Here is a 12,724-nt window from a genome sequence, read left to right as displayed (position 1 = left end):
CATCGCGCGGTCTCCTCTTCCCGGTCCGCCCGCCGGGCGGACCGGGAAGAGGAGAACGCGCGATGAGCACCCGGACCACCGCCGCGCCACCACCGCCCGCCCCGGACCGCGACGCACCGGAGCGCCGCGTGTACTGGGCCGTCGTGGACTGCTGGACCATCGTCCGCCGGGACCTCACCCACCTCGTCAGGGAACCGGCGATCGTCGCCTGGCAGTTGGGCTTCCCCATCGTCTCGGTGCTGCTGTTCGTCTTCGTCTTCGGCAGCGCGATGCAGGTCGGGGACGGGGTCGACTTCACCCAGTACGCGATGCCCGGCATGTTCGCGATGACGATGGCGTTCGGCTTCATGAACACGGCGATGGCCGTCACCATCGACCGCGACCGGGGCGTCACCGACCGGTTCCGCTCCATGCCGATGGCGCCCTCCGCGGTGGTCACCGGGCGCGGCATCTCCGACGTGCTGCACGCCGGGCTGGACCTGGTGGTGCTGGCCGGTATCGCCGTGGTGGTGGGCTGGCGCTCCTCCGGGTCGGTGCTGGCGACACTGGCCGCGTTCGCGCTGCTGCTCCTGCTGCGGTTCGCGCTGATCTGGGTCGGGGTGCTGCTCGGGCTGCTGGCCAAGAACGCGGAGACCGCGGGCAACCTCTTCGCCGTCGCCTTCCCGTTCGGCATGATCTCCAGCGTCTTCACCCCGCCGCATCTGATGCCGGACTGGCTGGGCGCCATCGCCATGTGGAACCCGGTCTCCTCCACCGCGAACGCGGTGCGCGAGCTGTTCGGCAACCCGGTGCCGCACGGCGGAAGCTGGATCGAGTCCAATGCGCCGCTGATGGCGGTGGTCTGGCCGTTGCTGATCACCGCGGTCTTCCTCCCGCTGGCGGTCCGCCGCTTCCAGCGGCTGTCGCGCTGAGGTGCGGGACGCGTCGGAGGCGCGCGGCTGTGGCCGCACGCCCCGGCGTGCTCCCGTCCGCCCCGCGCTTCGGGGCGCCGCGGGAACCGGGGCAGGGGCGTGACGCGTCCTTGTCGCCATGCGGCGCTATGCACGGCGGACCCGGCGCACCGTCCCGGTCCGCGCGGTGGTCTTCGACATCGGCGGAGTCCTGGAGTTCACCCCTTCCCTCGGGGTCACCGACAAGTGGGAGCGGCGCCTCGGCCTGCCCGCCGGTGAGCTGAACCGGCGCATGTGGGACATCTGGCAGCGCGGCAGCGTCGGCGCACTCACCGAGGACGCAGTGCACCGCGCCCTCGGTGAGCGGCTCGGCATCGACCAGGTCATCGTCGCCTCCCTGATGAACGACGTCTGGACCGAGTACCTGGGCACCCTCAACACCGAACTCTGCAGCTACGCACAGGCGTTGCGCCCCCGCTACCGCACCGGCATCCTCACCAACAGCTTCGTCGGCTGCCGCGAACGCGAACAGAGCTGCTACGGCTTCGAGCAGCTGGTCGACGACCTCGTCTACTCCCACGAGGTCGGCATCACCAAGCCGGACCCGCGCATCTACCGCCTCAGCTGCGACCGGCTCGGGGTCTCCCCGGAGGAGACCGTCTTCGTCGACGACACCCCCGCCTGCGTGGAGGCCGCCAGCGCCCTCGGCTTCCACGCCGTGCACTTCCGCGACACCGCGCAGACGATCGCCGCCATCGACGGACGCCTCGCCGCCCGCTGACCGCCGCCGGCGGGCCGGTGCCCGTCCCCCGTCGCCCTCCGCACCGCCGTCCGCCGCACCGCCGTCCGCCGGCGAGGTGAGGCACCCTGGTGGGCACGCCCGGCGCGTCGCCGGGAGGTTCCACGACGAGCGGGAGGCATCCGGTGCGGGTTCGGCACGGTCTGGACGATGAGCTGCGCGGTATGGACGGCGCGCCCTACGGCCAGTACAAGCGGCTCACCGGGCTCTGGCAGCTGCCGGGCTGCCTGCTGCACCTGGTGCGCGGCCAGGCCGACCCGTTCGCCCCGCCCGCGCGGATCGCTGTGCGCCTCACCCCGGAACGCGCCGGTTTCCCGGCGGAGCTGCGGGACACCCCGGTGCGGCGCCGCGCTGTCGCCGCCCATCTCGCCGCCCGTGCCGCCCGCCGGGCCGGTGACGGCCCGCTGCGGATCGACGGCGGCGGCCAGGAGGTCCTCGACCGTTCTTCCTGCCGGATCGAACCCGACGGGACGCTCACCCTGCGGCTGGGCGTCCCGCTGCCCGGGCGCGGGCGACGGATCGACGGCCATGCCGCACGTCGGCTGCTCACCGAGGAGCTGCCGCGGCTGGTCGAGGAGGCCCTGCGCCACGCGACGCTCGACGCCGGGGAGCTGCGTCGCACGGTGGAGGCGGCCGAGGACTCGGTGGCGCTGCGGGAGGCGCTGCCCGGGCTGGGCCTGGTGGCGTTCGTCGCCGACGGCGCGGTCCTGCCGCGCCGCAGCGGCGTCAGCGACCTCCCTGCCCACGGCGCGGGGGTGGTCCCCTTCACCTCGCCGCCCGAACTGCGCGCCGCCGTGACGCTGCCGCACGCCGGCGAGGTGACGGGCATGGGGGTCCCCGAGGGGGTGACGCTGGTCGTGGGCGGCGGCTTCCACGGCAAGTCCACGCTGCTGCGCGCGCTGGAGACCGGCATCTGGGACCATGTTCCCGGTGACGGACGGGAGTTGGTGGTCTCCCGTGACGACACCGTCAAGGTGCGTGCCGAGGACGGCCGCCGGGTCACCCGGGTCGACGTGCACGCCTTCGTGGACCGGCTGCCGACCGGCGCCGACACCACCGACTTCTCCACCGACAACGCCTCCGGCTCCACCTCGCAGGCCGCCGCGCTGTGCGAGGCAGTGGAGGCGGGCGCGCGGGTGCTGCTGATCGACGAGGACACCGCCGCCACCAACCTGATGATCCGCGACGCGCGGATGCAGGCCCTGGTCGCCCGTGAACGGGAGCCGCTGACCCCCTTCGTGGACCTCGTCGACTCCCTCCACCGTGACCACGGCGTCTCCACCGTGCTGGTGATGGGCGGCTCCGGTGACTACATGGAGGTCGCCGGCCGGGTGGTGCTGATGGACGGCTACCGTCCGCACGACGTCACCGCGCGCGCCCGCGAGCTGGCGGCGGTGCCGACCGGCCGGGCGGCCGAGGCCGACCACTTTCCGGCGGTGCGCGCCCGGGTGGTGCTGCCCGCGTCGGTGGACGCCGCCGTGCGCGGCCGGACGCGTGTGCGGGCACGCGGCTCGGACATCCTCGCCTTCGGCGACCAGGACATCGATCTGCGCGCCGTCGCCCAGATCGCCGACGCGCGCCAACTCGTCGGCATCGGACTGGCGATGGAGGTCATGGTGCGCGCCGGCCATCTCGACGGGCACCGCACGCTCGCCGCCGCGCTCGACGCGCTGGAGAGCGCCGGAGGGCTCGACCCGGCCGCGCTGCTGGAGGTGCACGACGACGACTTCGCGGTGCCGCGCCGCCATGAGATCGCCGCGTCGCTCAACAGGCTCCGCACGCTGCGGGTGACGGCCGCCCCGGTCTGAGAGCGTGTTTGAGACCCCGCGCCGGGCCCGCGACGCCAGCTACGGCCATCTGCTGCGTTGTCAGGAACGCCCGAATACAACCCGGTATGAGGGCGCCCTTCCGCCTTGCAGCTGACCGCATCTGACGCCGCGAGCTGATCCGACGCGGGGTCTCAAACACGCTCTGAGAGCGGCTGTGAGACGCGCCCCGCGCCGGGCGACCGGCGCGGCGTGCGCGTGGACGTACGCGCCCCGGGCGTGCGGGAATTAACGCACCCTTTACGGCGCCGACGCATTTCGTCGGCGCCGTGACGGTTTCGCGGAATACGAGTTGCCACTCCACCGGTTCGCCCCGCCGGTCGTGATGCGGAGTTCCGTGGTTCCCCGCTTCGGCGCCCACCACTCTTTCGGAGGAAACGCGGACGTCGAAGCGCTGGCCATAACCGGCGGATTCGCCAGGCGAATGCCGGGAGGAGAAGGATTCCTTCCGAGGGCTGTCACCGTCCGTACATCACGGGGGTTCACCTCTTCCCGGCGCTGTCACCAGCGCGTGCTACGCTTCGAATTCACGTGACATCGGTGAGTAGTTGAACATTCTCCCTCGGTTCGGGGACCGAGGGAGAGCGTTCATTCCGGTCGCCGCCGGGGTCCCCCGAGGTCCCCGGACCGGCGTTTCCGCGGAAACCCTTCTGTCCCTTTCCTCTTCCCTTCGTTCTCCGTCCGTGTGTCCGGGCCGCGAATCCGCCCGTCCGAACCCGAGGCGGAATGCGGCCCAACCGGCCGGTACTTGTCCGCCGTCCCGCAGAGAGGCGGGGCGCACGCGCCCACGGGAGTGCTGTGACCCAGACATCGAACCCACCGCAGACCTGTCCCTTCCGTCACGACGACGCCCTGGAGCCCGATCCGTTCATGACGCGGATGCGGGAGGAGGCTCCGGTCGTCCGCGTCGAGATGCCCTACGGCGAGGGCGACTGCTGGCTGGTGACCAGATACGAGGACGTCAAGCTGGTCACCTCAGACCGCCGGTTCAGCCGCGCCGCGCTCATCGGGCAGGACTTCCCGCGCATCACCCCGGCGCCCATCGCCCAGTCCGAGGCGATCAACCTGATGGACCCGCCCTCGCTCAACCGGGTGCGGCGGCTGATCAACAAGGCGTTCACCACCCCGCAGGTGGAGGCGCTGCGCCCGTGGACGCAGCGGACGGTCGACGGCATGCTGGACGGCCTCGTTGCGGGCGGAGCCCCGGGCGATGTCGTCCGCCATCTCTCGGAACCGCTGCCGCTGATGACCATCTGCGAGCTGCTCGGCATCCCCGAGGACGACCGCCCCACCCTCCGGCGGCACGCCATGGCGATGATGTCGATGATCGCCGCCGACGAGACCTCCGCCGTAGAGGCCAAGGCGGCGCTGCGGGCGTACTTCATGGAGCTGACCACGGCGCGGCGCCGCGAGCCCGGCGACGACCTGATCAGCGCCCTCGCCACCGCCCGCATCGGCGACGAGATGCTGGAACAGGGCGAACTAGCCGTCCTGGCACAGCTGCTGGTCGTCACCGGCCACGACACCACCACCTACGACATCAGCAACATCGTCTACACGCTGCTGACCAACCCGGACCGCCTGAGGGAGCTGCGCGAGAGCCCCGAACTCCTGCCGCAGGCGCTGGAGGAGCTGCTGCGGTTCATCCCGTTCCGGCAGGGCGTCGGCATCCCCCGGGTCGCCACCGAGGACGTCGACTTCGACGGCGTCACCGTCAAGGCCGGCGACACGGTCCACGTCTCCTACCTCACGGCCAACCGGGACGGCCGGGCCTACGACCGCCCCGACGAGCTGGACTTCCACCGCGAGAACCCCCTGCCGAACATGGCCTTCGGCTACGGCGGACACCGCTGCCTGGGCTCCCACCTGGCGATCATGGTGCTCCAGGTCGCCATCGGCAGTCTGCTCGCCCGCTTTCCCGACATGCGCCTGGCGGTACCGGCAGACGAGGTGCGGTGGAACACCGTGTCGATCTGGCGCTACCCGCTGGCACTTCCCATCGCCTGGTAAGGACCACCTCATGGCAACTCTGTGCAGGCCGGCGATCGCCGTCCCCGAGCACGTCATCACCCGCGAGGAGACCCTGGAGCTCGCGCGCACCCTTCACGCCGACCACCCGCAACTCCCGCTCGCCCTGCGGCTGATCGGCAACACCGGAGTCCAGACCAGGCACCTGGTGCGGCCCATCGAGGAGACTCTGGTCCACCCCGGCGCCACCGTGCTCAACGCCATCTACGAGGCGGAGGCCAAGGCCCGGGTGCCCGCGGTGGTGCGGCGGGCGCTGGACCACGCAGAGCTGGAGCCCGAGGACATCGACCTCATGGTCTACGTCTCGTGCACCGGCTTCATGATGCCGTCGCTGACCGCGTGGCTGATCAACAGCATGGGCTTCCGGCCGCAGACCCGGCAACTGCCGATCGCCCAGCTCGGCTGCGCGGCCGGCGGCTCGGCGATCAACCGCGCCCACGACTTCTGTGTGGCGAACCCGCAGTCCAACGTGCTGATCATCGCCTGCGAGTTCTGCTCGCTGTGCTACCAGCCGACCGACCTCGGCGTCGGCAACCTCCTCTCCAACGGCCTGTTCGGCGACGCCATCGCCGCGGCCGTGGTGCGGGGCGAGGGCGGCACCGGAGTGCGGCTGGAGCACAACGGCTCGCACCTGGTCCCGGACACCGAGAAGTGGATCTCCTACATCGTCCGGGACACCGGCTACCACTTCATGCTGGACAAGCGGGTCCCCGGCACCATGGAGATGCTGGCCCCCGCGATGCGGGAGATGGCCGACGCCCACAACTGGGCGGTCTCCGGGCTGGACTTCTACGTCGTCCACGCCGGCGGGCCCCGCATCCTGGACGACCTCTGCCACTACCTGGACCTCCCGCCGGAGATGTTCCGCTACAGCCGGGCGACGCTCACCGAGCGCGGCAACATCGCCAGCGCGGTGGTCTTCGACGCCCTGGACCGCCTGTTCGAGGAGGGCGGAGCCGGTGACGGCAGCCGGGGCGTCATCGCGGGCTTCGGCCCGGGTATCACCGCGGAGATCAGTCTCGGCACCTGGTCCGAGCCGGGCGGGGAGGGCACCGGCGCGGAGGCGCGGCGGCGCGGGCTCCCGGGGGGCCGCCAGGGCGGCGCGTCCACGCCGTCGGCTGAGCCGGTGGCAGCCGGCTGACGGCGGGCCGTGCGGGGCGCGGCGACGGCGGTCGCCGCGCCCCGCACGGAGGCGGACGCACGCGACGGCGGGGCCCGGTGCCGAGATGGCACCGGGCCCCGCCGTCGTGTTGTGCTCCGCCCCGGAGGGCGCTGCTCACCGAGCGGAGCCGCTCAGAACGCGGCCGGTCAGAGGCGGTCGGTCAGAGGCGGTCGATGACGTGGTCGACGCAGGCGGTCAGCGCCTCGACGTCGGCCGGCTCGACGGCCGGGAACATCGCGACCCGCAGCTGGTTGCGCCCCAGCTTGCGGTAGGGCTCGGTGTCCACGATGCCGTTGGCGCGCAGCACCTTGGCGATGGCCGCCGCGTCCACCCCGTCGGCGAAGTCGATCGTGCCGACGACCTGCGAGCGCAGCTCGGGGTCGGTGACGAACGGGGTGGCGTAGTCGGCCTTCTCCGCCCAGCCGTAGAGGCGCGAGGAGGAGTCGGCGGTCCGGGCGACCGCCCAGTCCAGTCCGCCCTGGCCGTTGATCCAGTCCAGCTGCTCGGCGAGGAGGAACAGGGTCGCCAGGGCCGGGGTGTTGTACGTCTGGTTCTTGCGGGAGTTGTCAATCGCGGTCGGCAGCGAGAAGAACTCCGGGACGTGGCGGCCGGAGCCGTGCACGGTGGCGGCGCGCTCCAGGGCGGCCGGGGAGAACGCGGCCAGCCACAGCCCGCCGTCGGCGGCGAAGGACTTCTGCGGCGCGAAGTAGTAGACGTCGGTCTCGGCGATGTCGACCGGGAGGCCGCCGGCGCCGGAGGTGGCGTCCACCAGGACCAGCGCGCCGTCGTCCGCTCCGGCGACCCGGCGGATCGGGGCGGCGACACCGGTGGAGGTCTCGTTGTGGGTGAGGCCGTAGACGTCCACCCCGGCCTCGGCGCGGGCCTGCGGCAGGGTGCCGGGCTCGCTGCTGATGACCGTCGGCTCCTCCAGCCAGGGCGCCAGCTTGGCGGCCTTGGCGAACTTCGAGGAGAACTCGCCGAAGGTGAGGTGCTGCGACTTGGCGCTGATCAGCCCGTGGGTGGCGATGTCCCAGAAGGCGGTGGTGCCGCCGTTGCCGAGGATCACCTCGTAGCCCTCGGGCAGGGAGAACAGATCGGAGACGCCTTCGCGCACCCGGCCGACCAGGTCCTTGACCGGGGCCTGGCGGTGGGAGGTGCCCAGCAGTGAACTGCCGGTGGCGGCGAGGGCGTTGAGCGCCTCGTTCCGCACCTTGGAGGGGCCCGAGCCGAAGCGTCCGTCGGCGGGCTTGATGTCAGCGGGAATCTGGATCTCGGCCACGTCTGGGAGCGTAGTCCCTCCGCGGCGGAGCGGATCGCATCTGTCCGTCCGGTGAGACGCGCGCCTCACTCCCTGAGACGGGAGCGGTACGGAACCGGGACTCGGGGGAGGACCCGGCCCGGCCGCGGGTTGACGGCCGCCGCCCCTGTCCGCTCGCGGCAGCGCCCCGCCGCCGGCCTGAGACGGCCGTCGGCGGGGCGCGGACGAAGCGGGGAGGTCAGCCGTGGTCGGGGCGGGCCAGCCACACCGGCAGCGCCGCCAGGTCGTTCTGGGTCAGCACCGGCATGTTGGAGATCTCCTCGTTCGGGACGGCGAGTTCCAGGCCGGGGAACCGTGCGAAGAGCGCCGGCAGCGCGATCGACGCCTCCAGCCGGGAGAGCGCGGCGCCGGGGCAGATGTGCGGGCCGTGCCCGAAGGCGATGTGCCGGATCGGGGTCGGCCGGGTGACGTCGAAGGCGTCGGCGTCCGGCCCGTGCTGGGAACGGTCACGCCCGACGGCACGATAGGAGATGACGACGCCGTCGCCCGGCCGGATGACCTGGTCGCCGACCTCGATCTCCTCGGTGGCGAACCGCATCAGCAGGTGGGTGGAGGGGGACTCCAGGCGCAGCGTCTCCTCGATCACGGAGTCCCAGCCGACGGAGCCCTCCAGCACCAGCTTCAGCTGGTCGGGGTGGTTGAGCAGAGCCCGCACCGCGTGCAGGATCAGGCTGATGGTGGTCTCGTGCCCGGCCGCCACCATGGCCTTGAGGTTGCCGACGACCTCGTCCTCGGTCAGCGGCTCGCCGCCCTCGTCGGCGAGGATCAGCGCGCTGGTCAGGTCGTCGACCGGGTGGGCGGCCTTCTCCCGCACCATCTCCCGGAAGATGGTGTCGAGTTCGCCGATCACCTGCAGCCGCTCGTCCTGCGGGGTCAGCATCGAGAAGAACAGCTTGTACAACTCGTGCAGCCGGGGCTGGAGTTCACGGGAGACGCCCATCAACTCGCAGACGACCGCCATCGGGAGCGGCAGCGCGAAGACGGCTTTGAGGTCCACCGGAACGGAACCGCCGCCCTGCTCGGCGAGGTCGTCGAGCAGGGCGGCGGTGATCTCCTCGATCCGGGGCCGCAGGGCCTCCAGCCGTCTGGGTGTGATCGCCTGGGCGGTCTTGGTGCGCAGTCTGCGGTGCTCGGCCCCGTCGGCGATGAACATGGACGGGTCCACGGCCACCATGCCGACCAGCGGCCACTGGTGGTCCACCGCGCCGGTGCGCCAGGCCTCCCACTGGTTGATGTCCTTGACCAGCCGGGCGTCGGTCAGCAGCCGCCGGGCCTCCGCGTGCCCGGTGATCGACCAGGCGCGGACGCCCAGCAGGTCGATCGTGGTGATCGGCGCCGCCTCGCGCAGTCGCGCGGTCTCGCCGGCCAGGTCGCGCACCAGGGGATCGATGGTGACGGTGTCCGTCGCGGTTCGGGGGTCGCCCGAACCCGGGGTGTGGTGACCGACGGGGCAGCTCATGGGTTTCAGCCTCCTGCAGCGGGTGTCGGAGAGAATCTGACCGGCAGCACCGTCATCCCGCGCAGGAACGCCGACGGGCGGCGCACCAGCGTCTCGGCGGGGACGTCGAGATCGATGTCGGGCAGCCGGTCGAGCAGGACCTCGATCGCGGTCCTGGCGATGACCTCGGCGATCTCCTGTGCCGGGAAGGGGCACTGGAACTCGCCGTGGCTGAAAGAGAAGTGGGCGCTGTTGCCGTTGCGCATGCCACCGCTGCGCTCGTTGGTGGCGTCGTGCACGTCCGGGTCGCCGTTGGCGGCGGCCAGCCCGAGCAGCAGCATGTCGCCGGCGCTGATGCGGCAGCCGCCGAGCTGGCAGTCGCGGGAGGCCCACCGTCCGGCGAGGATCTGGGTCGGGGTGTCCTCCCAGAGCACCTCGTTCATGGCCTCGGCGACACTGTGACGGCCGCCGCCGAGGGAGGCGCTGAACCGGTCGTCGGTCAGCATCAGCCGGATGGAGTTGCCGATCCAGTCGGAGGTCGGGATGTGGCCCGCCGCCGTCAGGGACATCAGGTCCAGGATGTACTCCTGGTCGGTGAACTCGATGGGCGAGGCGAGCATGCGGGAGGTCACGTCGGCCCCGGGGCGCTCGCGCTTGGTGGCGAGGAGCTGGCTCATCATCGCGCCGAAGCGCTGGTGCGCCGCCAGGGCGTCCGGGCCTCCGTCGGTGAACGCGGCCATCAGACGCACCAGTTCGAGCGCCTGGGGGTCGGAGAAGCCGAGGATGCGGCCCAGCACCAGGGCGGGCAGCGGCCTCGCGAAGTCGGCCGTCAGGTCGGCCTGTCCTCCCGCGCAGAACGCGTCGATCAGACGGTCCGCCAACTGCTCCGTGTGACGGCGCAGTTCGAACGGGCTGACCCCTTCCAGCGCCGGCTCCAGCATCCGCAGATGCCGCTGGTGCTCGGCGCCGACCGTGTAGTACACGGACGGCTGGGGGACGTTGACCATCGGCCGCAACGGCCAGTCCTCCGGCAGCGTCTCCCATTGGTTCCATAGGCCGGAGTCGCGCGGGAAGAGTGCCGGGTCGCCGGTGACCTGCATCATCTCGCGGTAGCCGATGACCAGCCAGGCCGGGACGTCACCCGGCAGCGACACCGGGACGACCGGCCCGTACGCGTGGCGCATCTCCCGGTAGAGCGAGGCCGGTTCGGTGTGGAAGCGGGGTCCGCTCAGCGGCATCGGGCCCGCGCCGGCGGCGTGGGCGGGGCAGCCGGGCGGTGGTGACATCCGCCCGGCGTCGTGGCGGGCGGCGGCGGAACCGTGCGTCGTCATGGGGTGCGCTCCCTCGCGGTCGAGAGGTGGTGCAGATGCTCGACCAGGGCGATCAGTACCTGCTTGCTGGACTCCCGGGACCTCGCGTCGCACGCGACGATGGGCACGTCGGGGTCGAGGTCCAGTGCCTCACGGATCTGGTCGGCGCTGTAGCTGTCGGCGCCGAAGTCGTTGCGCGCCACGATGAACGGCGTGCCGTGGTGCTCCAGCCGGTCGATGGCGTACCAGGACTCGTCCAGCCGCCGGGTGTCCACCAGGACGACGGCGCCCAGGGTGCCCTGGAACAGCCGGTCCCACAGGAACCAGAAGCGTTGCTGGCCGGGTGCGCCGAACAGGTAGAGCACCGTCTGCTCGTTCAGGCTGATCCGCCCGAAGTCGAAGGCGACGGTGGTCGAGGTCTTCTGCCGGACCGAGCTCAGGTCGTCGATGCCCTGGCCGGCCTGGGTCATGGTCTCCTCGGTGTTGAGCGGACGGATGTCGCTCACCGATCGGACCAGGGTCGTCTTGCCCACGCCGAAGCCGCCGACGACCACGATCTTCAGACCGTTCTCGGCCGAGCTGCTGAGCGGCTTGCGTTCCGCTGGGCCGGAGACCGCCGATTCAGAGATTACGGAGTCCAACGAGCACCTGCTCCAGGATGGTGGGGTCGGGTAGTCGCGCCGCGGGGACCTCCCCGCGACGGGCCGCCGGGCCACGCATGGTCTGCGGGTGGCGGGCGGTGATGCGGCCGGTGTCCAGCAGGTCGGACAGCAGGATCTTGACGATGCTGACCGGGAGCCGCAGATCGGAGGCGACCTCTACGACGGCCGTCGGTAAACGGCACATCCGCAGGATCGCCGCCTGCTCGGACTGCATTCCGGCGGTGGGTTCGCACTCGCTGACGATCAGCGTCACCAGGTCGAAGGAGTCGTTGTGCGCGCGGCTGCGGCCCCCGGTGACGGTGTACAGCCGGTCGGGGTCGTCGTCCCGGCCGGGCCGGGCCGCGCTCACGCGGGACCTCCCTCGGGCTCCTGCCGGGGCGGCGCGCTGAGGTGCTCACCGAGCTGTTCGACCAGCTCGTTCATGTTGTGGCCGATCAGCCCGGGGTCGGCGTCGTCGGTGGCGACCACCGCCAGGTGCGCGCCCGCGCCGGCCTCCACGATGAAGAGGATGCCGCCGTAGAACTCGGCCATCGCCTGGCGGACACCGCCCGTGCCGTCGCCGAACTCGATCGACGCCCCGTGCGAGAGGCTCTGGATCCCCGCGGAGATGGCGGCCAGCTGGTCCGCCTGGTCCTCGGAGAGTTCGGGGGTGCGGCAGAGTTTCAGACCGTCCCGCGAGAGCACCAGGGCGTGTCTGGCCCCAGGGGTGCGCGCAAGCAGGCTCTCCAGCAGCCAGTCCAGCTGGTTGCCGGTGATGGTGCCTGGTGTGTGCTGAGACCCCGTGAATGGAGCGGTCATCGGGCGTCGGCCTCCGGATCGGGAGAAGCGGGTGAAGGTGGTGCGGCGGGGTCCTGGCCCTGTACGGCCCGGCGGAACGCGCCGAAGCGCGCCGCCGACTCCGCCGGGGTGAAGCTGCGCTCGGTCGACCGGCCCTCCGGCTGCGGAGTACCGGCGGGGTGCGCGGCGGCCATGGTCCTGCCCCGGGTACGGCGGGGCAGGCCGGCGTCGCGTCGCAGCCGCAGGGGCTGGGTGTCCTCCGGGCCGCGGGCGGCCGGGGCGTGCTCGGTGGCGGGAGCCGCGCCGGTCGGGCTGGACGCGGCTGCGCCGGTTTCGGCGGCGGCACGCGGCGCGGGGTCGGTCCGCTGGGGCTCGGCCGCGGCCTGCGGCGCGGTCACGGCCGGGGGCCTCGTGACGGCGGGCGGTGCGGTGACGGCGGGCGGCGCGGGGGCCGGCGGCTCGACGACGGGCCTGGAGGCGGAGGCGGAGGGCCGTGTCTTATACAAATCTGACG

Annotated in this window: 12 protein-coding genes; 5 read left to right on the top strand and 7 right to left on the bottom strand. The window is 72.1% G+C overall.

The features are described from left to right. Window positions 1-62: 62 nt before the first annotated feature. The 5 genes from E0D90_RS17060 (at window position 63) to E0D90_RS17040 (ending at window position 6,684) form a co-directional block, all read left to right on the top strand. Window positions 63-911 carry an ABC transporter permease gene (locus E0D90_RS17060; RefSeq protein ID WP_103502824.1) on the top strand — a complete coding sequence of 283 codons (849 nt, stop codon included), beginning with the start codon at window positions 63-65 and terminating at the stop codon, window positions 909-911. A 118-nt stretch (window positions 912-1,029) separates the two neighbouring features. Further along, window positions 1,030-1,671 (top strand): HAD family hydrolase, encoded by a 642-nt coding sequence (locus E0D90_RS17055; protein WP_130799117.1) that lies wholly within the window; start codon window positions 1,030-1,032, stop codon window positions 1,669-1,671. A gap of 143 nt (window positions 1,672-1,814) precedes the next feature. Next, the gene (locus E0D90_RS17050) at window positions 1,815-3,497 is read left to right on the top strand and encodes an ABC-ATPase domain-containing protein (RefSeq protein WP_227870277.1); all 1,683 of its coding nucleotides are present in this window, start codon (window positions 1,815-1,817) and stop codon (window positions 3,495-3,497) included. Between the two features lie 816 nt (window positions 3,498-4,313). Further along, entirely contained in the window at window positions 4,314-5,525 is a 1,212-nt protein-coding gene (locus E0D90_RS17045) for a cytochrome P450 (RefSeq protein WP_227870276.1), read from the top strand. 10 nt (window positions 5,526-5,535) lie between these two features. Beyond that, window positions 5,536-6,684, top strand: a complete 1,149-nt coding sequence (locus E0D90_RS17040) for a type III polyketide synthase (RefSeq protein WP_130799116.1) — start codon at window positions 5,536-5,538, stop codon at window positions 6,682-6,684. A 181-nt stretch (window positions 6,685-6,865) separates the two neighbouring features. Here the strand turns inward: E0D90_RS17040 and serC are convergent, their stop codons facing one another. The 7 genes from serC to E0D90_RS17005 all read right to left on the bottom strand — a co-directional run bounded on the left by serC (window position 6,866) and on the right by E0D90_RS17005 (window position 12,608). Next, window positions 6,866-7,984, bottom strand: coding sequence for a phosphoserine transaminase (serC, locus tag E0D90_RS17035; RefSeq protein WP_103504687.1), 1,119 nt, complete (start codon window positions 7,982-7,984; stop codon window positions 6,866-6,868). 217 nt (window positions 7,985-8,201) lie between these two features. Beyond that, on the bottom strand, window positions 8,202-9,482 hold the full coding sequence (locus tag E0D90_RS17030; RefSeq protein WP_130799115.1) for a cytochrome P450 family protein: 1,281 nt from the start codon (window positions 9,480-9,482) through the stop codon (window positions 8,202-8,204). Between the two features lie 5 nt (window positions 9,483-9,487). Next, window positions 9,488-10,792 (bottom strand): cytochrome P450, encoded by a 1,305-nt coding sequence (locus tag E0D90_RS17025; RefSeq protein WP_438827408.1) that lies wholly within the window; start codon window positions 10,790-10,792, stop codon window positions 9,488-9,490. Further along, window positions 10,789-11,412: a GTP-binding protein gene (locus E0D90_RS17020; RefSeq protein WP_103504689.1), complete on the bottom strand. Its 624-nt coding sequence runs from the start codon at window positions 11,410-11,412 to the stop codon at window positions 10,789-10,791. Before E0D90_RS17020 ends, E0D90_RS17025 begins: the two co-directional genes overlap by 4 nt. Then, complete coding sequence (locus E0D90_RS17015; RefSeq protein ID WP_130799114.1) at window positions 11,393-11,782, bottom strand: DUF742 domain-containing protein; 390 nt, start codon at window positions 11,780-11,782, stop codon at window positions 11,393-11,395. The genes E0D90_RS17020 and E0D90_RS17015 overlap by 20 nt, the downstream gene beginning before the upstream one ends. After that, window positions 11,779-12,231: a roadblock/LC7 domain-containing protein gene (locus E0D90_RS17010; RefSeq protein ID WP_103504691.1), complete on the bottom strand. Its 453-nt coding sequence runs from the start codon at window positions 12,229-12,231 to the stop codon at window positions 11,779-11,781. Before E0D90_RS17010 ends, E0D90_RS17015 begins: the two co-directional genes overlap by 4 nt. After that, entirely contained in the window at window positions 12,228-12,608 is a 381-nt protein-coding gene (locus E0D90_RS17005; protein WP_130799113.1) for a hypothetical protein, read from the bottom strand. The genes E0D90_RS17010 and E0D90_RS17005 overlap by 4 nt, the downstream gene beginning before the upstream one ends. Window positions 12,609-12,724 lie beyond the last annotated feature (116 nt).

Origin of the sequence: Streptomyces otsuchiensis, from assembly GCF_004305975.1 — a bacterium.
GTDB lineage: Bacteria > Actinomycetota > Actinomycetes > Streptomycetales > Streptomycetaceae > Streptomyces > Streptomyces otsuchiensis.
This window is presented reverse-complemented; position numbering and strand designations above follow the sequence as displayed.